The 22,941-nt window shown below is 72.3% G+C and carries 22 protein-coding genes; 11 read left to right on the forward strand and 11 right to left on the reverse strand.

Annotated features, from left to right (window positions below; genetic code table 11):
* Positions 1–54 precede the first annotated feature (54 nt).
* From ACSQ2D_RS01135 to ACSQ2D_RS01150, 4 genes are all read right to left on the reverse strand, one after another.
* Positions 55–1,953 (reverse strand): glycoside hydrolase family 15 protein, encoded by a 1,899-nt coding sequence (locus ACSQ2D_RS01135; RefSeq protein ID WP_435984183.1) that lies wholly within the window; start codon positions 1,951–1,953, stop codon positions 55–57.
* A gap of 362 nt (positions 1,954–2,315) precedes the next feature.
* Positions 2,316–2,834 carry a glycine cleavage system protein R gene (locus ACSQ2D_RS01140; RefSeq protein WP_435984184.1) on the reverse strand — a complete coding sequence of 173 codons (519 nt, stop codon included), beginning with the start codon at positions 2,832–2,834 and terminating at the stop codon, positions 2,316–2,318.
* Between the two features lie 183 nt (positions 2,835–3,017).
* Positions 3,018–3,974: an oxygenase MpaB family protein gene (locus ACSQ2D_RS01145; protein ID WP_435984185.1), complete on the reverse strand. Its 957-nt coding sequence runs from the start codon at positions 3,972–3,974 to the stop codon at positions 3,018–3,020.
* A gap of 181 nt (positions 3,975–4,155) precedes the next feature.
* Positions 4,156–4,551, reverse strand: a complete 396-nt coding sequence (locus tag ACSQ2D_RS01150) for a PPOX class F420-dependent oxidoreductase (RefSeq protein WP_435987800.1) — start codon at positions 4,549–4,551, stop codon at positions 4,156–4,158.
* A gap of 49 nt (positions 4,552–4,600) precedes the next feature.
* Between ACSQ2D_RS01150 and ACSQ2D_RS01155 the strand changes: the two genes are divergently transcribed.
* The gene (locus tag ACSQ2D_RS01155) at positions 4,601–5,125 is read left to right on the forward strand and encodes a 2'-5' RNA ligase family protein (RefSeq protein WP_435984186.1); all 525 of its coding nucleotides are present in this window, start codon (positions 4,601–4,603) and stop codon (positions 5,123–5,125) included.
* Between the two features lie 23 nt (positions 5,126–5,148).
* Here ACSQ2D_RS01155 and ACSQ2D_RS01160 read toward each other — a convergent pair whose 3' ends face one another.
* Positions 5,149–6,051, reverse strand: a complete 903-nt coding sequence (locus ACSQ2D_RS01160; protein ID WP_435984187.1) for a right-handed parallel beta-helix repeat-containing protein — start codon at positions 6,049–6,051, stop codon at positions 5,149–5,151.
* 213 nt (positions 6,052–6,264) lie between these two features.
* On the opposite strand from ACSQ2D_RS01160, the gene ACSQ2D_RS01165 reads away from it, so the two are divergent.
* Positions 6,265–7,413 (forward strand): hypothetical protein, encoded by a 1,149-nt coding sequence (locus ACSQ2D_RS01165; RefSeq protein WP_435984188.1) that lies wholly within the window; start codon positions 6,265–6,267, stop codon positions 7,411–7,413.
* A gap of 335 nt (positions 7,414–7,748) precedes the next feature.
* The gene (locus tag ACSQ2D_RS01170) at positions 7,749–8,381 is read left to right on the forward strand and encodes an SRPBCC family protein (RefSeq protein WP_435984189.1); all 633 of its coding nucleotides are present in this window, start codon (positions 7,749–7,751) and stop codon (positions 8,379–8,381) included.
* Positions 8,382–8,413: 32 nt separating this feature from the next.
* Here the strand turns inward: ACSQ2D_RS01170 and ACSQ2D_RS01175 are convergent, their stop codons facing one another.
* A complete protein-coding gene (locus ACSQ2D_RS01175; RefSeq protein ID WP_435984190.1) occupies positions 8,414–9,055 on the reverse strand; it encodes an Hcp family type VI secretion system effector in 642 nt (213 codons plus the stop codon).
* A 134-nt stretch (positions 9,056–9,189) separates the two neighbouring features.
* The gene (locus ACSQ2D_RS01180) at positions 9,190–9,426 is read right to left on the reverse strand and encodes a hypothetical protein (RefSeq protein WP_435984191.1); all 237 of its coding nucleotides are present in this window, start codon (positions 9,424–9,426) and stop codon (positions 9,190–9,192) included.
* A gap of 162 nt (positions 9,427–9,588) precedes the next feature.
* On the opposite strand from ACSQ2D_RS01180, the gene ACSQ2D_RS01185 reads away from it, so the two are divergent.
* On the forward strand, positions 9,589–10,299 hold the full coding sequence (locus tag ACSQ2D_RS01185) for a hypothetical protein (protein ID WP_435984192.1): 711 nt from the start codon (positions 9,589–9,591) through the stop codon (positions 10,297–10,299).
* A 137-nt stretch (positions 10,300–10,436) separates the two neighbouring features.
* Here ACSQ2D_RS01185 and rocD read toward each other — a convergent pair whose 3' ends face one another.
* A complete protein-coding gene (gene rocD, locus ACSQ2D_RS01190; RefSeq protein ID WP_435984193.1) occupies positions 10,437–11,657 on the reverse strand; it encodes an ornithine--oxo-acid transaminase in 1,221 nt (406 codons plus the stop codon).
* 186 nt (positions 11,658–11,843) lie between these two features.
* Here rocD and ACSQ2D_RS01195 point away from each other — a divergent pair, with 186 nt between their 5' ends.
* Together ACSQ2D_RS01195 and ACSQ2D_RS01200 are read left to right on the forward strand one after the other, a co-directional pair.
* Complete coding sequence (locus ACSQ2D_RS01195) at positions 11,844–13,262, forward strand: cyclic 2,3-diphosphoglycerate synthase (protein WP_435984194.1); 1,419 nt, start codon at positions 11,844–11,846, stop codon at positions 13,260–13,262.
* Positions 13,259–13,744, forward strand: a complete 486-nt coding sequence (locus ACSQ2D_RS01200) for a hypothetical protein (RefSeq protein WP_435984195.1) — start codon at positions 13,259–13,261, stop codon at positions 13,742–13,744. Before ACSQ2D_RS01195 ends, ACSQ2D_RS01200 begins: the two co-directional genes overlap by 4 nt.
* A 196-nt stretch (positions 13,745–13,940) precedes the next feature.
* Here ACSQ2D_RS01200 and ACSQ2D_RS01205 read toward each other — a convergent pair whose 3' ends face one another.
* Positions 13,941–14,432: a hypothetical protein gene (locus ACSQ2D_RS01205; protein WP_435984196.1), complete on the reverse strand. Its 492-nt coding sequence runs from the start codon at positions 14,430–14,432 to the stop codon at positions 13,941–13,943.
* Between the two features lie 129 nt (positions 14,433–14,561).
* Between ACSQ2D_RS01205 and ACSQ2D_RS01210 the strand changes: the two genes are divergently transcribed.
* Positions 14,562–15,413 carry a DUF4389 domain-containing protein gene (locus ACSQ2D_RS01210; RefSeq protein ID WP_435984197.1) on the forward strand — a complete coding sequence of 284 codons (852 nt, stop codon included), beginning with the start codon at positions 14,562–14,564 and terminating at the stop codon, positions 15,411–15,413.
* Positions 15,414–15,440: 27 nt separating this feature from the next.
* Here ACSQ2D_RS01210 and ACSQ2D_RS01215 read toward each other — a convergent pair whose 3' ends face one another.
* Entirely contained in the window at positions 15,441–15,629 is a 189-nt protein-coding gene (locus ACSQ2D_RS01215) for a hypothetical protein (protein ID WP_435984198.1), read from the reverse strand.
* Between the two features lie 374 nt (positions 15,630–16,003).
* Between ACSQ2D_RS01215 and ACSQ2D_RS01220 the strand changes: the two genes are divergently transcribed.
* On the forward strand, positions 16,004–17,785 hold the full coding sequence (locus ACSQ2D_RS01220) for an alkaline phosphatase D family protein (protein ID WP_435984199.1): 1,782 nt from the start codon (positions 16,004–16,006) through the stop codon (positions 17,783–17,785).
* 87 nt (positions 17,786–17,872) lie between these two features.
* Here ACSQ2D_RS01220 and ACSQ2D_RS01225 read toward each other — a convergent pair whose 3' ends face one another.
* A complete protein-coding gene (locus ACSQ2D_RS01225) occupies positions 17,873–18,799 on the reverse strand; it encodes a lysophospholipase (protein WP_435984200.1) in 927 nt (308 codons plus the stop codon).
* A gap of 290 nt (positions 18,800–19,089) precedes the next feature.
* On the opposite strand from ACSQ2D_RS01225, the gene ACSQ2D_RS01230 reads away from it, so the two are divergent.
* From ACSQ2D_RS01230 to ACSQ2D_RS01240, 3 genes are read left to right on the forward strand one after another with little or no spacing between them, the layout of a single operon-like run.
* On the forward strand, positions 19,090–19,851 hold the full coding sequence (locus tag ACSQ2D_RS01230; RefSeq protein WP_435984201.1) for a DeoR/GlpR family DNA-binding transcription regulator: 762 nt from the start codon (positions 19,090–19,092) through the stop codon (positions 19,849–19,851).
* The gene (gene pfkB / locus ACSQ2D_RS01235) at positions 19,848–20,801 is read left to right on the forward strand and encodes a 1-phosphofructokinase (RefSeq protein WP_435984202.1); all 954 of its coding nucleotides are present in this window, start codon (positions 19,848–19,850) and stop codon (positions 20,799–20,801) included. The genes ACSQ2D_RS01230 and pfkB overlap by 4 nt, the downstream gene beginning before the upstream one ends.
* A 53-nt stretch (positions 20,802–20,854) precedes the next feature.
* Positions 20,855–22,939 carry a PTS fructose transporter subunit IIABC gene (locus ACSQ2D_RS01240; RefSeq protein WP_435984203.1) on the forward strand — a complete coding sequence of 695 codons (2,085 nt, stop codon included), beginning with the start codon at positions 20,855–20,857 and terminating at the stop codon, positions 22,937–22,939.
* Positions 22,940–22,941: the final 2 nt, after the last annotated feature.

Raw genomic sequence — 22,941 nt, forward strand, 5'->3', positions numbered from 1 at the left:
GACCTGGTCTCGCGGGAAAGCCGGCCAACCTCACGCCGTGGGCCGGCGCAGACGTCACATGTCCGGGTCCGGCGTGGTCTCCGCCGCGATCACGTGCATGACCGCGTTGATGAGCGCCAGGTGGGTGAACGCCTGCGGGAAGTTCCCGAGGTGACGCCCCGTGTGGGTGTCGATCTCCTCGGCATACAGCTCGAGCGGCCCTGCGAACGACAGCAGCTTTGCGCACAGCTCGTGGGCCCGCTTGTGCTCGCCGATCTCCGACAGCGCCGACACGAGCCAGAACGAGCAGATCGTGAAGGTCCCCTCCTCGCCGGAGAAGCCGTCGTCCGTCTCGTCGACGCGATAGCGCAGCACGAGCCCGTCGACGGTCAGCTCGTCCGCGATCGCGAGCACCGTCGCCCGGATGACCGGGTGGTCCGGAGGCAGGAAGCGCACGAGCGGCGCCAGCAGCAGCGACGCGTCGAGCGCCGACGACCCGTAGTACTGCGTCAGCACCCCGCGCTCGTCGACCCCGTGCTCGAGGATGTCGGCCATGATCTCCTCGGCCGCCAGCTCCCACTCCGCGGCCTGCGAGTCCTCGCCGATCATGGACGCGAGCTTGGCGCCGCGGTCGACCGCGACCCAGCACATGATCTTCGACGACGTGAAGTGCTTGAGCTCGCCGCGGACCTCCCAGATGCCGGCGTCGGGCTCGCGCCAGTGCTTGAGCGCCGTCCGCACCTGCTTGCCGAGGATCGGCCAGATGCGTCCATCGAGGTGGTCGGCGACCTTCGAGTGGAGATAGACCGAGTCGAGCAGCGCGCCCCAGACGTCGTGCTGCACCTGCGAGTGCGCGGCGTTGCCGATGCGCACGGGGCGCGACGCGGCATACCCCGGCAGGTGGTCCAGCTCGAACTCCGGCAGCTCACGCTCCCCGCCGATGCCGTACATGATCTGCAGGTCCTCGTCGCGCTCGGCCATGTCGGCGATGAACGAGAAGAAGTCCACGGCCTCCCAGTCGAACCCGAGCGAGTACATCCCCCACAGGGCGAACGTCGCGTCACGGATCCACGTGTAGCGGTAGTCGTAGTTCCGCTCCCCACCGATGGTCTCCGGCAGCGAGGTCGTCGACGCGGCGGCGATCGCACCCGTCGGCGCATACGTCAGTCCCTTGAGCGTCAGGGCACTCCGCTGGAGGTAGCTGCGCCACGGGTGGTCGGGGAAGCGGCCGCGGGCGAGCCAGTGCTGCCAGTGGTGGGCCGTCCACACGAGCCGCTGGTACGCCTGCCCGAAGTCGGTCGGCGGCGGCTTGTCACCCCACGAGAGCGCGATGTAGCGGACGTCGCCCTCCCTGAGCAGCGTTCTCGCAGCAGCCTGCCCGCCCTCGAAGCCGAGCCGCAGGTCCGTCGTGAGCGTCAGCACCACGTCCGACCCCTCGGCAGTGGCGCGGCCCTGGTGGTAGCCGAGGTCGGTGTAGTCCCACGTCACGGGCTTGCGCCCGTAGTCGAGCACCGGCTCGCACTCGATCACCGTCTGCACCTCGCCCGACACGCAGCGGATCGTCCGCAGGAGCGTGTGCTCCGCGTCGTAGTCCATCGGCGTGCGCCGGTGCTTGGGTGACACGTCCTCGTCGTGGCGCCACGGCCCGATGAGCAGCACGTCGCGCACGATGATCCAGCCCGTCGGCGTGCCCCAGCTCGTCTCGAGCACCATCGTGCCCGGCAGATAGCGCCGCGCCGTCGGCACGCTGACGTCGGACGGCCCGAGCCGGAAGCGCCCCGAGTGCCGCCCGAGCACCGCGCCGAAGACGCTCGGCGAGTCCAGGCGCGGCAGGCACATCCAGTCGACGTCGCCGCCCGGCGCCACGAGGGCCGTCACCTCACCGTCGGACAGGAACCCGTAGTCCGCGATGGGGACGGCCCTGGCATGCGCGATGGGAGGAGCCGGTGCCGCGACGTCGCCTGATCCGTCCATGTCCTCAGACTGCTCGCGGTCCCCGGCGCGCACAAGGGCGGCCCCTCCGAGCACGTATGCCGTCCGGCGCGGTCGGGAGACCGTGCCGCGGCGCGCGTCCGCTTCCGCAAGAGCCCGACAAGAGTCCCGCAAGGTCTCTCGAATTCGGACATTTCGTCACGCGTGCGGGTCTCCACTGGAGGGAGTCGTCCACCGACGACACAGACTTTGGCGGTTGGCCCGTTGTGGTACGTGAACCGTCACGGGGCCCGAGCTCGCATCGCGAGGCGGGCCCCATCGTCATCCCGGCCGCGCCCGCGACCGTGGTGCGCCCCGTGCAGCAGTGACGCAGGGCGCCGCCGCCCAGGAGCGACCGAGCCCCGTCAGGCGACGGCGATGTCGACGAGCAGCTCGGTGGCCAGTCGCTCCAGGTCGGCCCGCAGCGCCGCGGCGTCGGACCCGCCCGGCACCCGCACGACGACGTGCGCCTCGAAGAGCAGCCCGCCGGCCATCGGCGCCTCGCGGGTCCCGGTCGTCATCGTCTCGATCGACAGCTCGTGCCGGCTCAGCACCGACGACACCTCGCGCACGATGCCCGGGCTGTCGTTGCCGAGCAGGTCGATCGTCAGCCGCTTCGCGTCGGCGTCGTCAGCGACCACCGCGGGGTCGGCACCCGGATGGGCTGCCACCTCGAGCAGCCCGTCGAGCTCGCCCAGCGCCGCGGTCAGCTCGTCCACCCGACCAGCGGGCACCCCGACGACGACGATGCCGGCGAACTTGCCGGCCAGCTCGGCGAGCTGGCTGTCCTCCCAGTTGCCGTCGTGCGCGGTGACGACGTCCGCGAGGGCACTGACGAGGCCGGCGCGGTCGTCGCCGATGACGGTGAGCACGAGTCTGGGCACATCCGCAGCCTACTGACCGGGGCCCGCTCGCGCGGCAGCCCGCGCGAGGTGGGGAGACCCGATGACGCAGCCCACGGCATACGCCATCGGGGTGGACGTCAGCGAGCCGTCGCCATGGGGATAGGCGCCGGGCCGGGTGCACCCGCTTCTTGAGTGCAACCCGGCCCGGTCAAAGGTGGCCGCTCAGCTGGCGGCCTGGGCCCCGACGAGTTCATCCGGCTCGTCGGGGGTCTGGGGGGAGCCCGACGGGGTGTCGGGAGGGGTGTCGGACGGGCGTCGCTCGGCGAGCCCGGCCATGCCCCAGCGCACCGCCGCCGTGCCGAGGTGCCCGAGCGGCCGCGCCACGAGCGTCGAGACGACGCCGGGCAGCGGGATGCCGAGCATCTCGCGCGCCCACCCGGGCAGCAGGGACACGCCGCCGGAGGCGAGGGTCCCGTAGCCCGGACGGGCGTAGAAGGGCAGGGGCGGGTCGAGCAGGAGGAAGCGCGCGGCCTCGCGGGCGGCGGGCGACGTCTCGAGCTCGGGACGGTAGGAGGCGAGGACGGCCCGCAGCTCGGCGACCGAGGTCGGCGGGTCGATGACGCCGAGGCGCCCGGCCGGGATGCCGGCCTGCGCGACGTAGACGTCGGCCTCGTCGTCGGTCAGGGGCGTGTCGCCGAAGGTCTGGTAGCCGCGCAGGAACGAGTCGATCTCGGCCGCGTGCACCCACATGAGCAGGTGCGGGTCGTCGGCGCGGTAGGGGCGGCCGAGGTGGTCCTTGCCGCGCACCCGCTCGTGGATCGAGCGGACCATCGCGATCGCCTCCTCGGCGTGCTCGATCGTGCCGAAGGTCGTCGTCGCGAGGTAGTGGCTCGTGCGCTGGAGGCGGCCCCACGGGTCGCTCTTGTAGCCGCTGTGGCCCGCGACCCCGGCCATTGCCATCGGGTGGAGCATCTGCAGGAGCAGCGACGTGACGCCTGCCGGGAACATCGAGGCGTCCGCGTGCACCCGCCACACCGGGTCCTCGGGCGTGAACCACCGCTCGCCCTGGGCACCCCAGATCCGCTGCGCGCGGTCCGGCGCGTCGTCGCCGGCGACCTTGCTGCGCAGCATGACTCCCAGCTGGCGCTGGACCAGCCGGGCTCCTGCGGTGGGACTCATGCTCGACAACATAACCGCAGGTCAGCGGCGCGCGGAAACGGTCTGTACAGGGTTTGGGACGGCTCGGTCGAACGTGTGTCCACCCCGACCGTGCAGGCGCGTCAGGACGCGTGCGGTTGCCTGCTGTTGTCTGGCGTCCTCACCGTGGCGCAGACCACAGCCGTCGTGCGCGTGGCGGGGCTCAGTCGAGCGTGATGCGGATGCCGGCGCGCGGGCCACGCGGCCGCACCCTGTCGGTGACAGCGGCCAGAGCGTCACCGAGCCGGGCCATGACGTACTTGCGGCCCATGGCGCGCTTGACCGCGGCGACGCCCTCCGCGCTGCGGTCGACGACGGCCGTGCCGGCATACGTCGGCGCCCCCTCGGGCACCCGCCCGCGCATGTCGCACGGGCGCAGCTCGACGCGGGAGGTGTGCGCGAGCCGCTTGAGCTTGCCGCTCGGGTCGACGGTGATGACGACGAGCTCGCCCCCGTCGCGCGCGACCCACACGGGCGAGCTCACCGGGACCCCCGTCCGGCGGAACGTCGTCAGCGACACGTAGCGGTTGGCGTTGACGACGTCGAGGTCGTCGGGCATGGGGCTCACGGGCCCAGCGTAGGCGGCACGCTCGTGCGCACAATGGGCCATGGCGCTCGCGCTCTGCCTCCTGCTCGACCGCACGTCCGACCGTCTCGTCCGCGAGCTGTGGCAGCGGCTCGAGGAGGCCGGCGTGCCGACGCTGCTCACCCACACCCACGGCCACCACGTGCCCCACCTGTCGTATGCCGTCCTGCTGGCCTGGGAGCAGGAGGCGGCCCGTGCCGCCGTGGCCGGGCTGGGCGACGGCGGGCCTGCCGAGGTGTCGGTGCAGGGCACGGTGGTCTTCCCACGCGGACGCGTCGCGCTCGCCGGGTCGGCCTCGGTCGCTCTGGCCACGCGTCAGGCGCGGGCGGTCGAGGCCCTGCGGGCGACCGGTGCGACGATCCACCGCCACTACGAGCCCGGCCACTGGATGCCGCACGTGTCGGCCACGACCGGGGTGCCGGGGTCGCGCCTGCAGACCGTCGTCGACGCGGTGTCCGACCGGCTGCCGCTGACGCTGCGGTGCGACCGGGCCGCGCTCATCGACACGACCGACGGGACCACGTGGGACCTGCCGGTCGTGCCGTGAGCGGTGGGTGCCGGCGGCGCCGGTCAGGGAGTCGAGCAGACGACGCCGACGCACTGGGCGAGGTCGCCGTTGCCGACCGCCTTGTTGCCGCCGCCGTCGGTCACGTCGTCGGTGGCGCGGATGCCCAGCTGTGCGTTCCAGGTCGCGAGGTTCTGCGCCAGGGTGCTCGTCCCCGCCGCGTCGATGCCGTCGCCGCCGTTGAGCGTCACGGTGTTCTGGCTGACCTGCGTGCCCGTGGTGTCCGCGGCCACGTTGATGCCGTCGGCCCGACCGCTGCTCACCGTGTTCTGGCTGAGCGTGATCCCCGTCGTGCCGCTGAAGACGGCGAGGCCGGCGTTCTCGGTGCCCGTGACGACGTTGCGCGTGACACTGACGGTGCCCGCGAAGTCGGCGACGTAGATGCCGAAGACGTTGTCGGTGGCGACGTTCTGGCTGATGAGGCTGTCGTCCGAGCCGCCGACGCGGATGGCATCGCCCCCGTTGGCCCACAGCGTGTTCCGCATGACGAGCAGGTGGTCCCCGTTGGCCACCTCGACGCCACGGACGTTGTGGTGGGCCGAGATCTTGGACACCGTCGTGTAGTGCGTGGTGTCGACCACGACTCCGTGCTCGAAGCCCGACACCGTTCCGTTGGTGATGGTCACGCCGGTGCGCTCGGCCGCCCGGACCCCTGCGCCGGTGCTCGGCCCCGCGCCGGGTCCGGTGATGCTGTGGCCCTTGAGGTCGAGCACGACGTTGTCGGCCCCGATGACGAGCGCGTCACCCGTGCCGGCGCAGACGAGGTCGGTGGTCAGTGCCGTGCTGGCCGTGATGACGGAGCCGCAGGTGACCGGTGGCGCGGCCTGCGCGGCCCCGGTCGCGAGCGTCGCTCCGAGCCCGGCGACGGCCGCGACCCCGAGTGCGCGGCGAAAGGTGGACGTGGACATGGCTGTTCCTCCCCGCGGGCCACGGCCTGAGACCAGTCCCCAGCGGCAACCGCGTCCGCCCACCGAGTCTGCTCGCGACGCGCCCGACCTCGCTGGGGTTCGCCGTTTCCGGGCATCCGCAGAGGGTGTTCTGAGTACGAATGCCCAGTATCGACCGGGCCGCCCGCGTCTCTTCTCCCCGACCAACCAACCTTCGGGGAAAGACACACGACCATGCGCATCAGCTTCACGCCCGCCGAGAACGGCTTCGCCTTCAGCAACGGGTTCACCAACCACGTCATCAGGATCCCGGCCGTCGGGGTCGACATCACGACCCGCGGCCGCTGCGGCGGCATGGCCGCCGCGGCCATGGACCACTGGCACGCCGGCCTCGCCATGTCGACGAACGGCACCCTGCCGCAGGACGGCTCGCTCGTCGGCGACTACATCTACTCCCGCCTCATGGACACCTTCGTCGACAACGGCCTGAAGTTCGTCCAGTACGCGACGAGCCTCGACCACCCGACGTGGCTGCGCGGCAAGGGCGTCGCCCGGATGACCCGCGAGGACGAGCTGCCCAGGCTCAAGGCGCGGCTCGACTCCGGCCAGCCGGTCCTCCTCGGCCTGACCCAGGCCCGTTCCCTGACCGAGCTCGGCAACGACCACCAGGTCGTCGCGTACGGCTGGGAGCAGGACAGCCGCTACACCTACGTCCTCGTCTACGACAACAACAACCCGGGCCGTGAGGTCCGGCTCCGGCTCACGACCGTCGACGACCCGGCCGAGCGCGCCATCACCGGCAGCAACGGCAAGACGTGGCGCGGGCTCTTCGTCGAGAGCTACACCCGCAAGGTGCCGAGCTACCTCGCCGACGGCCGCGTCATCCACGACTCGACCGACCCGCGCATCATGGTGATCCGCGGCGGCGGCCAGTTCTGGGTGCCGTCGCCCGCGGAGTTCGACGCGTGCGGCCTGCGGTGGGACTCGGTCGTCTCGGCGAAGCCCGGGTCGATGGCGCACGTCGCGACCCACCCCGGCAACGGCACGCTCGTCCGCGAGCGCGGCACCGACCCGATCCACGTCGTCTACGGCGGCAGGGCCTTCTGGATCCCGTCGCCCGAGGTCTTCGAGGGTCTCGGCCTCGACTGGGGGAAGGTCCGCGAGATCCCGCAGGGGTCGCTCGCCGGCCTGCGCCAGATGCCGCTGGACCGGACCCTGCTGCGCGAGCGGTCGGCCGACCCGGTGTGGCTCGTCGACGGCGGACGCCTCCGTCACGTCACGAGCCAGGCCGTCATGGACCGGCTCGGCCTCGAGTGGGGATGCGTCCGCGTCGTCCCCGACGGTGCGCTCGCCGGCCTCGCGACGGGGTCGCCGATCACCTGAGAACGGTGACACGGCGGCACTGTGGACTAGTCACTTCTGGTCCGTTTGTGCCATCTTGCGTCATTTCCACGAACTGCGCCGGCACCGGCGTGTCACTCTGTCGCGGTCGCCCTGGGGCGGGACACTCGTTCCCAGGAAGACCAAGACTTCGACGGTTGGCCCGTTGTGGTACGTGAACCGTCACTGGTAGCCCGGACTCGCGAACGCGAGCCGGGCTCCAACACTTTCCGGGCCGTCTCGCGTCGTCGACAGTCTCGGCGGATGTCTCGGTCGCTGCCTCGATGGTGACGCGGATCTCGCCGCCCGCCAACGGATTCCGGACTACCGTGAAGAGCATGAGGCGCCTTGTCGCACCCGTGGTCGTCGGCGCCGCGGTCCTGTCCGTGGTGACGCTGCGATGGTCGGCGCTGCACTGGGGTGCGACGACCGAGGAGACGCGCGAGCACCTCCCGGGCGACGAGATCCTCCCGGTCGCCGGGCTCGTCGCCACCCGTGCCATCACCATCGAGGCCCCACCCGAGGCCGTCTGGCCGTGGGTCGTGCAGCTCGGCGCCGACCGGGGTGGCTTCTACAGCTACGACCGTCTCGAGAACCTCGCCGGCTGCCGGTTGCGCAGTGCCGACACCGTCGTCGACGAGTGGCAGCACCTTGCCGTCGGTGACCTCGTGCGCCTCCACCCGCAGGTCGCGCTCGCCGTCGCCTCGGTCGACGCCGGACGCTCGCTCGTGCTGCACGCCGCGCCCGCGATGCCGGGTGACCCGGAGGGCGCGCCGTACGACTTCACGTGGTCGTTCGTCCTGCGCCGGCACCCGCACCGGGCGACGCGCCTCATCAGCCGAGAACGCTTCGCGAACACGCACCGCTGGTCACCGCTCCTCGTCGAGCCGGTCTCGGCAGCGAGCTCGCTCATGAGCCAGAAGATGCTCCGCGGCATCCGCGACCGCGCCGAGCGCGCGACCGTGACGTAGGCCGCGCGCCCGACGCAGGACGACGGCGGGGCTCAGGTCCCCGTGCCGGTGCGCACGTTCCACGTCGCCGAGATGGTCTCGTCCGCCCCGCCGGTCGCGCTCTGGAGGTAGATCGAGTAGCGGATGCTCCCGTAGGCGAGAGCGAACTCGTCGACGGTCGAACCGTCCTCGCCGGCCTTGACGTCGTAGGAGGCGACCGCCACGTCGCGCAGCTCGACCTCGAGGTAGGTCCTCGGGCTGTCGCCGCGTGACACGCCCTGGAGCAGGGCGCCGGCGCTGCGTCGGCCGTTCACGGTGCGCAGGAACAGTCGCGGGCTCTGCGACCCGCCCTCCGCGGAGAGGGACACCGTGTCGACCCTGGGCTTGCTCGAGGACCAGCCGGACGAGGTCAGCATGGCGCCGTTGGTGGCACCCGTCGACCAGTCGTTCACCGGGATCCATCCCGGGTGGTCTGCGTCGACGCTGTCCCCCGGGATGCCGTCGAGCCTGAGGAAGAAGGCGCCCGAGGTCACGCCCGCCAGGGCGGCGATCGTGTCCATCGTGGGCAGGGTCGCTGCGGAGGCTGCCTCGCTGCTGCCGAGCGCGATGGCGCCGGTCAGACCGCCGAGGCCCAGGGCCCCGGTCTTGAGGGCACCCCGGCGGGTGGTGGTGAATGCATCGTTGCCGTCGACCATGACTACCTCGCACTGATCAGGTGGCCCGGGACGGCCACGGGATTCGATCGTGGCGCGAAATGCACTGCCCCGCAGACGAACTCGACAACATGTCGAGGGTTGCCGGCGGGGATGTCATGGCATGTCGACTGATGTCAGGACAGCGCCTCCGCGGCGACCACCCGCCGTCCCCGGGTGAAGTAGGCGATCGGGCCCACGAAGTTGATGGCGATGATCGCCGCCCACTTCCCCTTGCTCCCCACGATCTCGCTCGCCGGTCGCCGGGCCAGGTCGGCCCACGCCGTCGCGGCCAGCGACAGCTGCACGCAGCCCGCGACGAGGATCGCCCGCTGCTGCCCGCTCGTCAGGTCAGACCACTTCTTCCGTGCCATGACGCCTCCTCAGGTCTCGAGGGCATTCGCCCTCCCTCCGGCCTAGCAGGTCCCCACGCGCCTGACTACGTGATGTGACGGACGAGACGCCTTGTGGCACAGCCGGTCCGCTGCATCGGTGTCACGCTGGAAGCGGCAGGGGGGAATCGGTTGGGAGTCACCATGAAACGCGCCTTCGTCGCCGCAGCCGTCCTGGCCGCGCCGCTCGTCCTCGGACCGCTCACCACCGGGTCCGCCGGGGCCGCACAGCCCCGGATCTACCACACCATCGGCTCCACCTCGGCGTCCGCGGTCATCGCCTCGACGCAGGGCTGCGAGCTGACCGAGGTCTTCGTCTCCTCGAGCACGGCCATGTATGCCGCCCAGCCCGGTCCCGTGGGCAAGCAGGGTCTGACGTCGGTCTTCGTCCGCGTCACCGACACCTGCACGAGTGGCACCGGGACCGGCACCGGCGGGGTCACGGCGGCCGCCGGAGGTGGTGGCGGCACCGTCATCTTCGAGGCGGACGCGCAGAACGGGGCGCCGCTCGTCGTCGACCCGCGCCTCACCCGTGCCTCCGTCACGACGAGCCTCGCCGGCACCGACGGTGACGGCGTCCCCGTCACGGTCCGTCTCGCCGCGACGTGGACCGGCACCGGCCCGCTCGAGCACACGACGGTCTCGAACCACGACCACTTCGGTGACGGCAACGTCAACGCGACCGACAACAACCTCCGGCGCGACGCCTCGGCGCGTGTCTCCGTCCAGGTGGCCGGGCGCTCTGCCACGGGCACGGCGACCGACGCGGTCATCGAGCAGTCGCGCTCGCGCTGCATCGAGGTGCCGCGCCCCGGCGTCGAGGGCTTCTACCCCTGCTTCGGCTTCCCCGGCTGAGCCGGGCCGGCCAGACCGGCAGGTCACGAGCGACGCGCGGGCGGGGACGGCATACGGCCCCCCGCCCGCGTGCACCGTGCCCCCCGTGCCGCTCGGTGCCGCTCGGTGCCGCTCGGTGCCGCTCGGTGCCGCTTCGCTCAGCGCAGGATGGCGCGGAAGGCGTCGAGGAGGATCTCGAGCTCCATCTCGCCGATGACGAGCGGGGGAGCGATGCGCACCGTCGAGCCGTGCGTGTCCTTGACGAGGACGCCGTGCTCGAGCAGGCGGTGCGACGCCTCGCGCCCGGTCATGAGGCTCGGGTCGATGTCGACGCCGGCCCAGAGGCCGCGACAGCGCACCGCGTCGACGCCGTGCCCGAGCAGCTCGCGCAGCCCGTCGTCGAGGAGCGCACCGAGCTGCCGAGCCCGCTGCTGGAACTCGCCGGTCGCGAGCAGCCCGACGACCGCCTGCCCGACGGCCGCACCGAGCGGGTTGCCGCCGAACGTCGAGCCGTGGCTGCCGGGCGTGAAGACGCCGAGCACGTCACGGTCCGCGACGACCGCCGACACGGGGACGATGCCGCCGCCGAGGGCCTTGCCGAGCACGTAGATGTCGGGCACGACGCCCTCGACGTCGCACGCGAAGGTCGTGCCCGTGCGGCCGAGCCCCGACTGGATCTCGTCGGCCACCATGAGCACGTTCCGCTCCCGCGTCAGCCGGCGCACGTCGCGCAGCCACCCCTCGGGCGGGAGGATGACGCCGCCCTCGCCCTGGATCGGCTCGAGGAGCACGGCCACGGTCTCGTCGGTCACCGCGGCTTCGAGCGCCTCGAGGTCGCCGAAGGGCACCAGGTCGAAGCCGGGCGTGTACGGGCCGTAGTGGTCGTGCGCGAGCGGGTCGTCGGAGAAGCTGATGATCGTCGTCGTGCGGCCGTGGAAGTTGCCGGCCATGACGACGATCCGGGCCCGGCCGTCCGGCACGCCCTTGACCTCGTAGCCCCACCGTCGCGCCGTCTTGATCGCCGTCTCGACGGCCTCGGCGCCGGTGTTCATCGGCAGCACGAGCTCCTTGCCGGCGAGCGTCGCGAGGTCCCGGCAGAAGGGCCCGAGCCGGTCGCTGTGGAAGGCGCGGCTCGTCAGCGTCAGTCGGTCGAGCTGTGACCGCGCCGCGGCCACGAGCGTCGGGTGCAGGTGCCCGAAGTTGAGGGCCGAGTAGCCGGCCAGCGCGTCGAGGTAGCGGCGACCGTCGACGTCGGTCACCCACGCGCCCTCGGCGGAGGCGAGGACGACGGGCAACGGGCTGTAGTTGTTGGCGATCCAGCTCTGCGCCAGGGAGACGTGCTCGTGTGTTGCCTCGGTTCGTGCCGCCGTGTCGCTCACCCCTCGATCGTGGCACCGGGCTGCGTCGGCGGCACCCGAATGTGACTCGAAACCGGGGTGATCCCGCTCTCGGACCGTCGCCGCCCCGACACCCCGGTGGGACACTCGAAGAGGCGGGTCCCGCAGCCAGGACTACCCGCGGTGGGGTGTGTCGGTCACGTCGGTGACCCAGCCGTGGAGATGGCCATGAGCACCCCCAGCACCGACACTTCCCGTGCCTCCCGGACCCGCGTCGTCATCCTCGGCGCCGCCGGTCGCGACTTCCACGACTTCAACGTCGTCTTCCGCGACGACCCGGCCTACGAGGTCGTCGCCTTCACCGCGACGCAGATCCCCGACATCGACGGACGGCGCTACCCGCCCGAGCTCGCGGGACCCTTCTATCCGCAAGGCATTCCGATCGTGGCCGAGTCCGAGCTGACCGACCTCGTCGAGCGGGAGCACGTCGACGTCGTCGTCTTCGCCTACTCCGACGTGCGGCACGAGCAGGTCATGCACCTCGCCTCGCGCTGCATCGCGGCGGGCGCCGACTTCCGCCTCCACAGCGCGCGGCGCACGATGCTGCGCAGCACGAAGCCCGTCGTCGCCGTGACCGCCGTGCGCACGGGCGTCGGCAAGAGCCAGACGACGCGCTACCTCGCGCGGATGCTCATCGACCTCGGCCTCCGCGTCGTCGCGGTCCGCCACCCGATGCCCTACGGCGACCTGGCCGCCCAGGCCTGCCAGCGCTTCGCGACCTATGCCGACCTCGACCGCCACGACTGCACCATCGAGGAGCGGGAGGAGTACGAGCCGCACCTCGACGCGGGTGTCGTCGTCTATGCGGGCGTCGACTACGAGCGGATCCTCCGCGAGGCCGAGCAGGAGGCGGACGTCATCCTCTGGGACGGCGGCAACAACGACCTGCCGTTCTACGTCCCGGACCTCCACGTCGTGCTCGCCGACCCGCTGCGCCCGGGCGACGAGGCGGCCTACCACCCGGGCGAGGCGAACGTCCGGATGGCCGACGTCGTCGTCATCGCCAAGTGCGACTCGGCGCGGACGGCCGACATTGAGGCCGTCGAGGCGTCGGTGCGCTCGCTCAACCCGAGGGCCACGGTGCTGCGCGCCGACAGCCCGGTCACCGTCGACGACCCGGCCGCCGTGCACGGACGCCGCGTCATCGTCGTCGAGGACGGCCCGACCCTGACGCACGGGTCGATGACCTACGGCGCCGGGGTCGTGGGCGCCCGCGCGGCCGGTGCGGCCCTGCTCGTCGACCCGATGCCGTATGCCGTGGGCTCGATCGCCGAGACCTACGCGAGGTACCCGAACGCGCGGGGTGTCCTGCCGGCCATGGGCTACGGGGCCGAGCAGGTGCGCGACCTCGAGGCGACGATCCGGGCGGCGGTCGACGCGGGGGAGTGCGAGGCGGTCGTCAGCGGCACGCCGATCGACCTCACGCGCGTGCTGTCGGTCCCGGCGCCCCTCGTCCGGGCGCGCTACGAGCTGCGCGAGGTCGTGCCCGGTGGCCTGGCCGCCGCGGTGCGGGCCACCCTCCCGCTCGACGTCCTTGCCGTCCTCGGCACCCATGTGGGTGCCTCGTTCACCGGGAGCGCGTCATGAGCACGCCGACCGAACACCTGCCCTCCGACTCGCGCGACCACCACACGGGCCACCAGCTCGACCCGAGTGACCCCGCACCGGTGCGGGGTCGCCGCGCGGCCTACGCCGGCTCGCTCCTCACCAGCCTCGTCATGCTCCTGCTCATCAACGTCTGGCCGGGCTGGGAGGTCGTGCCGTTCCTCACCCCCCGCACGGTCCTCGTCCTCGGCGCCGTCAACGCCTCGATCGTCGCCCGGGCGATCGCCGACCTCGTCAACGTCGTCGTCGACCTGCCACGCCCGCGGGCCTTCGGCGACATCATCTCCATCGGCTTCGGGCTCATCGCCATCACCCAGGTCTGGCGGGTCTTCCCACTCGATGTCATCGGCACCGGCTGGGAGGTCGTCGCCCGTGTGCTGCTCGTCATCGGCTTCGTCGGCAGCCTCATCGGGATCGTCGAGGCCATCGTCAGACTCGTCACCGGCCGCTTCCCCAGGATGTGATCACCATGACCGCCACCACGCCCATGCTCCCCGACCCCCGCACTCCGCCGCCGGGCCGGACGGATGGGTACCACCCGGCCGGGCGGCACATCGCCGCCCTGGTCATCGGGTGCCTGCTCCTCCTGCCCGGGCTCGGCCTGCTCCTCGGCGGAGCCGGCCTCGGCATCACGTATGCCGTCGGGCGGGACGACGCCGGCTACCTCTCCCTGACGCTGCCCGCCCTCTCGAGCCCGACGCCGGCCATCACGGCCGAGGACGTCGTCGTCGAGACCGGGCCCGACGTGCCCTCCTGGGTGCTCGACCGTCTCGACCTCGACCTTCGGCTCACCGCACGTCCGCTCGCCTCCGGGCCGGACGTCTTCCTCGGCGTCGCGCCCGCGAGCAGCCTCACGGCATACCTCGAGGGTGTCTCCCACGACCAGGTCGTCGGCATCACGAGCGCGCGCGACGGGACCCTGCGGGCCGCCGTCCTGCGCTCGACCCCGGGCGCGGCGACCGTGGCCGCCCCGACGGCGCAGACCTTCTGGACCACGTCGGCCACCGGCGCCGGCCAGCAGGAGCTGGCCTGGCGCGTGACCGGCGGGCAGTGGGCCGTCGTCATCATGAACGCCGACGGCAGCGCCGGCGTCGCCGTGAGCTCGACGATCGGCGTCCGGGCGGGCTTCCTCCTGCCCCTCGCCCTCGTCATGCTCGGCATCGGTCTCGTCATGACCGGGATCGCCATCGCGCTCATCATCCGCGGCGCGAGCGGCACCCGCCCGCCGACCCCGGCGACCCAGCCTCCCGCCCCGTGCCGGTGGCGCCCGTGGGGGGCGACGTGGCGACCGCTGGACCCGGGGCGGCCACGGCCCCCGCCTCGTGGCCGAGCCACCCTCGGGCCGTCAGTCCTGTCGCCCTTGACGCGCGTCTCGACGAGCCGCTGTCCCGCTGGCTCTGGCTGGTCAAGTGGTTCCTCGCGATCCCGCACTTCATCGTGCTCGGCTTCCTGTGGCTCGCGTTCTCCGTCGTCAGCGTCATCGCGTTCTTCGCGATCCTCTTCACGGGGCGCTACCCGCGCGGGCTCTTCGAGTTCAACGTCGGGGTGCTGCGCTGGTCGTGGCGCGTCTCGTACTACGCCAGCAGCGGCGGCCTCGGCACCGACCGCTACCCGCCGTTCAGCCTCGAGCTCGAGCCGGACTACCCGGCGCGGCTCGACATCGCCTACCCGGAGCGGCTCTCGCGCGGCCTCGTCCTCGTCAAGTGGTGGCTGCTCGCGATCCCGCACTACCTCATCGTCGGTCTGCTCGTCGGTGGCGGCACGTGGGCGTGGAGCTGGGCCAGGGACGTCAACGGCAACGTGCGCCTCGACATCCTCAGCGGAGGCCTGCTCGGCCTGCTCGTCCTCGTCGCCGGTCTCTCGCTCCTCTTCGCCGGCCACTACCCGCGGGCCCTCTTCGACCTCGTCATCGGGCTCAACCGCTGGGTCTACCGCGTCATCGCCTACGCCGCGCTCATGACCGACGTCTACCCGCCCTTCCAGCTCGACGAGGGTGGTGCGGAGGTGCCGCCGGGACCGCCGCCCCCGCCGACGCTCCCCCCGCCGACGGTCCCGCCACCGGCTGATGACGTCGTGCCGACCGACGACGTCGTCCCGGCCGACCAGTCGGACCCCCGTCAGCCGACCGCCTGAGCTGGTCGCCGGGCTCGCGCCGTCCGGTCAGGGTCGGCGGCGCGGCCGCGACAGCGCCAGCCCGAGACCCGCGACGGCGACGATCGGCCCGATGACCGCCCACAGCGTGTTGCCCGACATCGCGCTCCCGCCGACGTAGCCGAGGCCCTGCAGCGTCCACAGCGCCCCGACGAGCAGCACGAGGACGCCGATGACGACACGGACGGGGCGGGTCATGACCGGACTCGCAGGCAGGTGCTCATGCCCCCGACGCTACGTCCCCGGGCCCTCCCCGTCACCCTGCGTCAACCCGCGCTCGCCGGGACCCCCGAGGCCGTATGCCGTCTACCGCGCCCTGCGTCACTGCTCCGCCACACGGAGCACTGACGTAGCGGGCAGGCCATCCGCCCCTCGCCCCCTATGTCACTGCTCCGCCACACGGAGCACTGACGTAGCGCGCAGGCCATCCGCCCCTCGTCCCCTACGTCACTGCTCCGCCAGACGGAGCACTGACGTAGGAGAGGCCGCGACCACCATCGGTCACGCGGTCGCCCGATGCCGGTCGACGCGTACGCCCCTGTCGGTCACCGGGCGGGCATAGCCTCCGGACCATGACAACGCCGTCCCTCGACCGGCGCACCCTCCTCAAGGGTGTGGCCGCGGCCACCGCCGCCCTCGCCGTCCCCCGCGTCTTCGACCCCGCCGCCGCTGCGGCGCCCGCGAGCCGGGGCATCTTCGGCTACGGGGTCGCCAGCGGCGACCCCACCGCCGACTCCGTCATCATCTGGACCCGCGCCACGCCACCGGCCCGGCCGGGCGAGCCCACCGCCACTCCGGGCAGCGGTCTCGGCCGCCCGATCCCCGTGCGCTGGCAGGTCTCCCGTGACCAGCGCTTCACCCGCGTCGCCGCGCACGGCACCGTCATGACCTCGCCCGACAGCGACCACACGGTCAAGGTCGACGTGACGGGCCTCGACCCCTACACGCGCTACTACTACCGCTTCCAGTCGCTCGGCGAGTTCAGCGACGTCGGTCGCACCCAGACCGCCGGCGACATCGCGGGCGAGACCCACGCGCTGCGGATGGCGCTCGTCAGCTGCAGCAACTACACGGGCGGCTTCTTCACCGCCTACCGCGCCATCGCCGCCCGCGACGACCTCGACTTCGTGCTCCACGTCGGCGACTACATCTACGAGTACGGCAACGGCGACGACCGCTACGGCCCCGCCGCGCTCGTCGGCGTCCGCGACAGCCAGCCGCCCACCGAGACCATCGACCTCACCGGCTACCGGCTGCGCCACGCGCTGCACAAGGCCGACCCCGACGCGCAGGCCGCCCACCAGAAGCTCCCGTGGATCACGATCTTCGACGACCACGAGGTCGCCAACAACGCGTGGGCCGGCGGCGCCCAGAACCACCAGGCCGACGAGGGCGCCTACCTCGAGCGTCGTGCCCAGGCCATGCAGGCCTACCTCGAGTGGATGCCGTTCCGGATGCCCGACCAGTCCGTGCCGCACCGGGGCACGCGCTTCTTCAAGCGGTTCACGTTCGGCGCCCTCGGCGACCTGTCGATCCTCGAGACCCGGCAGAACCGCAGCGCCCAGGTGACCGTGCCCGGAGTGCCCTTCGACGGCTTCGTCCCGATCGGCAACCCCGCGATCGACGGCGCCCTCGCCTCGCCGGCGCGTCACCTGCCCGAGCCGGAGCAGCTGACGTGGCTCAAGGACGGCCTCGCCGAGCAGGGCCGCCAGTGGCACCTGCTCGGCAACCAGGTCATGGTCGCGCCGGTGCTCTACCCCGGCGCCGCGCTCGGCGCCCCGGGCTACACCTTCGTCAACGCCGACCAGTGGGACGGCTACACCGCCGACCGCACGAGCCTGCTCACCCACCTCGCGGCGCAGCCTGCATCCGCCGGCGACGCGGTCGTGCTCACCGGCGACATCCACGCGTCGTTCTCGTGCGACCTGCCCGTCACGTCGTCACCCGGCCAGACGGCATACGCCTCCGCCGGGGTCGAGTTCGTCTGCCCGTCGGTGACGAGCGACGGCTTCTTCGAGGTGCTCGGCGGTACGCCGCAGCTCGCCGGCCAGCCGCCCGAGGTCGTCGTCGCCGTGACGCGGCAGGCCATCGGCGCGGCGCAGCAGCTCAACCCGTGGCTGCGCTACATCGACGGCGTCAGCCACGGCTACGTCGTCATCGACGTGACGCCCGAGCGGGTGCAGGCCGACTACCACCACACCCCGGTGCCGACGAGCGCCCAGCCCGACCCGCGCGTCGTGCCGACGATCGTGCCGACCTACACGCGCAGCCTCCAGACGCTCGCGGGCACGCGCCGCCTCTCCTCCGCGAGCGGGCCGGTCGGCCCGCGCTCGGACCTGCCGCGCGGCGCCTGACGCCTGCCGATCGGGTCCCCCCCGACGTACAGAAGTGCCCACTCGACGTTCGTGGTCGAGTGGGCACTTCCGTGTCCGGCGGTGGGGTCAGCCCTGCGCGGGCAGGTGCGCGTCGATCCACTCGACGATCTCGACCTCGACCTCGTCGCGGTTCGTCTCGTTGAGGATCTCGTGGCGGGCCTGGGGCCACAGCGTCACCGTGACGTCCTGGACGCCGAGGCGGCGCAGCTGGTCGGCGACCTTCTGCACGCCCTTGCCGTTCGCGCCGACCGGGTCCTGGTCGCCCGAGGCGAGGTGGACCGGCAGGTCCTTGGGGATGCGTGAGGCCACGCGGTCGGTGTTGACCGCCTCGAGCCCACGCAGCAGGTCGGCGAATCCGCCTGCGCTGAAGACGAACCCGCAGTCGGGGTCGTTGATGTACTTGTCGACCTCGGCCGGGTCGCGCGAGAGCCAGTCGAAGTCGGTGCGCGTCGGCTTGAAGGCCGAGTTGTACTGACCGAAGCTCAGCGTGTTCATGAGGCCGCTCACGTGCTCGTGCCCGCGGAGCCGGGCCTGGGTCGAGGCGAGGAAGACGCCGACCTTGCCGATGGCGCCGGCGCCCCCGGCGGTGCCCGAGAGCACGAGGCCGGCGAGCTCGGGACCGTACTGCGCGGCATACCCCCGCGAGATGAACGAGCCCATGCTGTGGCCGACGAGGACGACGGGCAGGCCCGGCTGCTCCTCGCGGGCCTTGTCGGTCACGGCGTGCAGGTCGTCGATGACCGTCTGCCACCCGTCGCGCTCGGCGAAGGAGCCACGCGGGCTCGACGTCTTGCCGTGGCCCCGGTGGTCCGAGCCGTAGACGGCATACCCGTGGTCGGTGAGGCGCTGCGCGAAACGGGCGTAGCGGCTCGAGTGCTCGGCGAGGCCGTGCGCGATCTGGACGATCGCCCTCGGGTCACCGTCGGGAAGCCACCGGTTGACGAAGACGTCGGTGCCGTCGGGCGTGGTCAGCGTGAACGTGCTGCTCTGCATGGATCGTCCTCGATCTGCTCGGTGACTGGCCGTCGAGCGGCAGCGTATGCCGTCCGCCGCGTCGCGGGGGAGCGCCTGCTCACGGGATGGCTCGGAAGCGGCTCGGTGGTCTCCCCACGGAGGCTCGGGCGTCGGGTCTGCTGTCCCGGTATGCCCGTTTCGTCGGCGCTGTGCCATCAAAACCACAGAAACGGGTGCCCGAATCTATTTACTTCACGCCGGACCGGTGGTTTCCTTGGGGGACGAGCCCCAGAGGGCACGATAGGAACCACACAGGACGAGGGAGTCCGATGTACGCAGCGGAGCGGCAGCAGCGGATCATCGCCGAGGCACGTCGTGCCGGCCGGGTCGAGGTCACCGCACTCGCCGACACCCTCGGTGTCGCCGCCGAGACCGTGCGCCGCGACCTCACCGCCCTCGAGCGCCGTGGCTCCCTGCGCCGGGTCCACGGAGGCGCCATCCCGGTCGAGCGCCTCGAGGTCGAGCCGACGCTCGCCACCCGCTCCGGCCGCCTCGCCGACGTCAAGCGCCGCATCGCGGCCCGCGCCCTCGACGAGCTCCCCAGCGGCGGCAGCATCATCCTCGACGGCGGGTCGACGACCCTGGCCGTCGCCGAGATGCTCCCGCCCGACCTCGACCTCACCGTCCTCACGAACAGCCTCGCCGCCGCCACGGTCCTCTCGACCCACCCCGGCATCACGCTCTACCTCCTCGGCGGCCGCGTCCGCGGCACGACCGGCGCCGCCGTCGGCGACTGGGCCACCGGGGCCCTGACCGACGTCGTCGTCGACGTCGCCATCATCGGCACCAACGGCCTGTCCGTCGCCCGTGGCCTCACGACGCCCGACCAGTCCGAGTCGCTCGTCAAGCGCGCCATGGTCGGCGCCGCCCGCAAGTGCGTGGTCCTCACCGACTCGAGCAAGGCCGGCGACGACCACCTGCACCGATTCGCCCAGCTCGCCGACGTCGACGTCGTCATCACCGACACCGACCTCGACGACGACGTCGCCGCCGAGATCCGCGCGGCCGGACCGGAAGTGGTGACCGCATGATCGTCACGCTCACGCCCAACCCGAGCATCGACCGGGCCGTCCTCATCGACGCGCTCCGCCGGGGCGAGGTGCACCGCGCCACGAGCAGCCGCATCGACCCGGGCGGCAAGGGTGTCAACGTCTCCCGCGCCCTGGCCGCGCAGGGCGGCCCCACCGTCGCGGTCCTGCCGAGCGGAGGCCCCGAGGGCCACCTCCTCGAGGAGCTGCTCGACGCCGCCGGTGTCGGCTACGCGTCCGTGCCGGTCCGCGGGTCGGTCCGGATGAACATCAGCGTCCTCGAGCCCGACGGCACGACGACCAAGCTCAACGAGCCCGGACCCGACCTCTCGGCCGAGGAGGTCGAGTCGCTGCTCGCGACGACCCTCGAGCGCGCCGACGGCGCCCAGTGGGTCGTCGGCTGCGGCAGCCTCCCGCCCGGAGCGCCCACCGACCTGTATGCCGGCCTCGTCGCCCGGGTGCGCGAGCGCGGACTGCGGGTCGCCATCGACTCCTCCGGCGCCCCGTTCGCCGCCGCCGTCGCCGCGAAGCCGCACCTCATCAAGCCCAACCACGAGGAGCTCGCCGAGCTCGTCGACCACGACCTGCCCACCCTGGGCCACGTCCGCGACGCAGCCCGCGAGCTCGTCGCCGGTGGCATCGACGTCGTGGCCGTCAGCCTCGGCGGCGACGGCGCCCTGCTCGTGACCGCCGACGAGTGTGCGCACGCCCGCGCGACGATCACGGCCCCCCTGTCCACCGTGGGCGCCGGCGACTGCATGCTCGCCGGCCTGCTCCACGGACTGTCCACCGGGCTCACCCCGGCGGACGCCCTCATGACGGGGGTGACGTGGGGCGCCGCGGCGGTCACCCTCCCCGGAAGCCGCGTGCCCTCACCCGACGACCTCGACGGCATACGCGCCGAGCTGACCCGCGAGCCCGACTTCGACCGTGTCCTGAGTGTCCTGTCCTGACACGCCCCAGACGCCGAACACCTGATCGTCCCGATCCTCCGAAAGGAAATCCCATGTCCCTGATCACCGAAGACCAGGTCGTCCTCGACCTCACCGGTGCCGATCGCCACGAGGCGACCCGGAGGCTCGGCGAGCGCCTCGTCGCCTCCGGTCGGTGCACCGACCTCGACGCCTTCCTCGGCGACGTGCGCAAGCGCGAAGAGACGATGGCGACCGGGCTGCCCGGCGGCATCGGCATCCCGCACGCCCGCAGCGCCGCCATCACCGAGCCCTCGCTCGTCTTCGGGCGCTCCGGCGACGGCATCGACTGGGGTGCCAAGGACGGCCCGGCCACCCTCGTGTTCCTCATCGCGGCCCCCGAGGCCGGCGGCGACGCGCACATGCAGATGCTGCCCAAGCTCGCCCGCGCCCTCATGAAGAAGGACTTCAAGGCCGCCCTCGCCGCCGCGACGACGGAGGCCGAGGTCGTCCGGATCGTCAGCGCCGAGGTCGAGCTCGACCAGCCGGTCATGGCAGCCGCAGCCGCCGGCACCGCTGGGGCCGGAGCCGGTGCCGCCGGCACGGACACGACGGGCGCGGCTGCGCCCCCGGCCGCCAAGCGCGTGCTCAACCTCGTCGGAGTCACCTCGTGCCCCACCGGCATCGCCCACACCTACATGGCGGCCGAGGGTCTCGAGAACGCCGCGAAGGCCGCGGGCCACACGATGAAGGTCGAGACCCAGGGCTCGGCAGGCTCGACGCCGCTCAGCGCGGCCGAGATCGCGGCCGCCGACGCGGTCATCTTCGCCCACGACCTGCCCGTCAAGGACGCCGGCCGCTTCGCCGGCAAGCCCCTCGTCGACGTCGGCGTCAAGAAGGGCATCTCCGACGGCCCGGCGCTCGTCTCCCAGGCCGAGCAGCTCGTCACCGAGTGGGACGCCGACCCGAGCAAGCGCGAGGCCGCCGTCGCGGCCGCCGCTGCCGGTGGCTCCTCCGGCGGTCTGACCTCGAAGGTCGAGAGCGGCGCGAGCACCGGCACGAAGATCCGCCAGTGGCTCATGACCGGTGTCTCCTACATGATCCCGTTCGTCGCGGCCGGCGGCATCCTCATCGCCCTGTCGTTCATGCTCGCCCAGGTCGCCCTCGGCGAGCAGGGGGCCATCGAGATCGTCAAGTACGGCCTCACGGCCGAGGGCAAGTACAACATCACCCAGAGCTTCAGCGCCCTCAGCCTCGAGTCGTGGGCCGGTCTGCTCTTCGTCATCGGCGGCGCCTCCTTCGGCTTCCTCGTGCCGATCCTCTCCGGCTTCATCGCCTTCGCGATCGCCGACCGTCCCGGCCTCGTGCCCGGCATCGTCGGCGGGTCCATCGCCGCGACGATGGGCGCCGGCTTCCTCGGCGGCCTCGCCACCGGCTTCCTCGCCGGCTTCGTCGCTCGCTGGATCGCGCACTGGAAGGTCGCCAAGGGGGTCCGCGGCGTCATGCCGGTCGTCGTCATCCCGCTCCTGTCGACCCTCATCACCGCGGGACTGTTCATCACCGTCCTCGGCCGCCCGATCAAGGCCCTGAGCGACGCGCTGACGAGCGGCCTCAACGACATGAGCGGCTCGAGCGCGCTGCTCCTCGGCATCGTCCTCGGCGCCATGATGGGCTTCGACCTCGGTGGCCCGGTCAACAAGGCGGCCTACTTCTTCGCGACCGCGGGCCTGGCCACGGCCGGCACGGTGGCCGACGCTCCCCAGCTGAAGATCATGGCCGCCGTCATGGCGGCCGGCATGGTCGCGCCGCTCGCCATGGCCCTCGCCACGACGGTCCGCCCGCACCTCTTCTCCGAGCCCGAGCGCGAGAACGGCAAGGCCGCCTGGCTGCTCGGTGCGTCGTTCATCTCCGAGGGAGCCATCCCGTTCGCGGCGGCCGACCCGGTCCGCATCATCACCTCCTCCGTCGTCGGCTCCGCCGTCACCGGTGGCCTCGTGATGATGTTCGGCGCGACGCTCCGCGCCCCGCACGGCGGCATCTGGGTGCTGCCGCTCATCGGCAACTTCCTCCTCTTCCTGCTCGCTCTCGTCATCGGCGTCCTCGTCATGACCGCGATCGTCGTCGCCCTGAAGTCCCGCGACACGCACCTTGCAGAGGTCGACGCGAGCGCTACGGTCTGATC

The sequence above is a fragment of the Terrabacter sp. LjRoot27 genome, from assembly GCF_964254175.1.
Lineage (GTDB): Bacteria > Actinomycetota > Actinomycetes > Actinomycetales > Dermatophilaceae > Terrabacter.

Excerpts from the sequence above, each read along its gene's own strand:
- ACSQ2D_RS01135 (WP_435984183.1), bottom strand. The coding sequence starts at position 1,953 with ATGGACGGATCAGGCGACGTCGCGGCACCGGCTCCTCCCATCGCGCAT.
- ACSQ2D_RS01145 (WP_435984185.1), bottom strand. The coding sequence starts at position 3,974 with ATGAGTCCCACCGCAGGAGCCCGGCTGGTCCAGCGCCAGCTGGGAGTC.
- ACSQ2D_RS01150 (WP_435987800.1), bottom strand. The coding sequence starts at position 4,551 with ATGCCCGACGACCTCGACGTCGTCAACGCCAACCGCTACGTGTCGCTG.
- ACSQ2D_RS01155 (WP_435984186.1), top strand. The coding sequence starts at position 4,601 with ATGGCGCTCGCGCTCTGCCTCCTGCTCGACCGCACGTCCGACCGTCTC.
- ACSQ2D_RS01160 (WP_435984187.1), bottom strand. The coding sequence starts at position 6,051 with ATGTCCACGTCCACCTTTCGCCGCGCACTCGGGGTCGCGGCCGTCGCC.
- ACSQ2D_RS01165 (WP_435984188.1), top strand. The coding sequence starts at position 6,265 with ATGCGCATCAGCTTCACGCCCGCCGAGAACGGCTTCGCCTTCAGCAAC.
- ACSQ2D_RS01170 (WP_435984189.1), top strand. The coding sequence starts at position 7,749 with ATGAGGCGCCTTGTCGCACCCGTGGTCGTCGGCGCCGCGGTCCTGTCC.
- ACSQ2D_RS01175 (WP_435984190.1), bottom strand. The coding sequence starts at position 9,055 with ATGGTCGACGGCAACGATGCATTCACCACCACCCGCCGGGGTGCCCTC.
- ACSQ2D_RS01180 (WP_435984191.1), bottom strand. The coding sequence starts at position 9,426 with ATGGCACGGAAGAAGTGGTCTGACCTGACGAGCGGGCAGCAGCGGGCG.
- ACSQ2D_RS01185 (WP_435984192.1), top strand. The coding sequence starts at position 9,589 with ATGAAACGCGCCTTCGTCGCCGCAGCCGTCCTGGCCGCGCCGCTCGTC.
- ACSQ2D_RS01195 (WP_435984194.1), top strand. The coding sequence starts at position 11,844 with ATGAGCACCCCCAGCACCGACACTTCCCGTGCCTCCCGGACCCGCGTC.
- ACSQ2D_RS01200 (WP_435984195.1), top strand. The coding sequence starts at position 13,259 with ATGAGCACGCCGACCGAACACCTGCCCTCCGACTCGCGCGACCACCAC.
- ACSQ2D_RS01205 (WP_435984196.1), bottom strand. The coding sequence starts at position 14,432 with ATGACGAGGGCGAGGGGCAGGAGGAAGCCCGCCCGGACGCCGATCGTC.
- ACSQ2D_RS01215 (WP_435984198.1), bottom strand. The coding sequence starts at position 15,629 with ATGACCCGCCCCGTCCGTGTCGTCATCGGCGTCCTCGTGCTGCTCGTC.
- ACSQ2D_RS01220 (WP_435984199.1), top strand. The coding sequence starts at position 16,004 with ATGACAACGCCGTCCCTCGACCGGCGCACCCTCCTCAAGGGTGTGGCC.
- ACSQ2D_RS01225 (WP_435984200.1), bottom strand. The coding sequence starts at position 18,799 with ATGCAGAGCAGCACGTTCACGCTGACCACGCCCGACGGCACCGACGTC.
- ACSQ2D_RS01230 (WP_435984201.1), top strand. The coding sequence starts at position 19,090 with ATGTACGCAGCGGAGCGGCAGCAGCGGATCATCGCCGAGGCACGTCGT.
- pfkB (WP_435984202.1), top strand. The coding sequence starts at position 19,848 with ATGATCGTCACGCTCACGCCCAACCCGAGCATCGACCGGGCCGTCCTC.
- ACSQ2D_RS01240 (WP_435984203.1), top strand. The coding sequence starts at position 20,855 with ATGTCCCTGATCACCGAAGACCAGGTCGTCCTCGACCTCACCGGTGCC.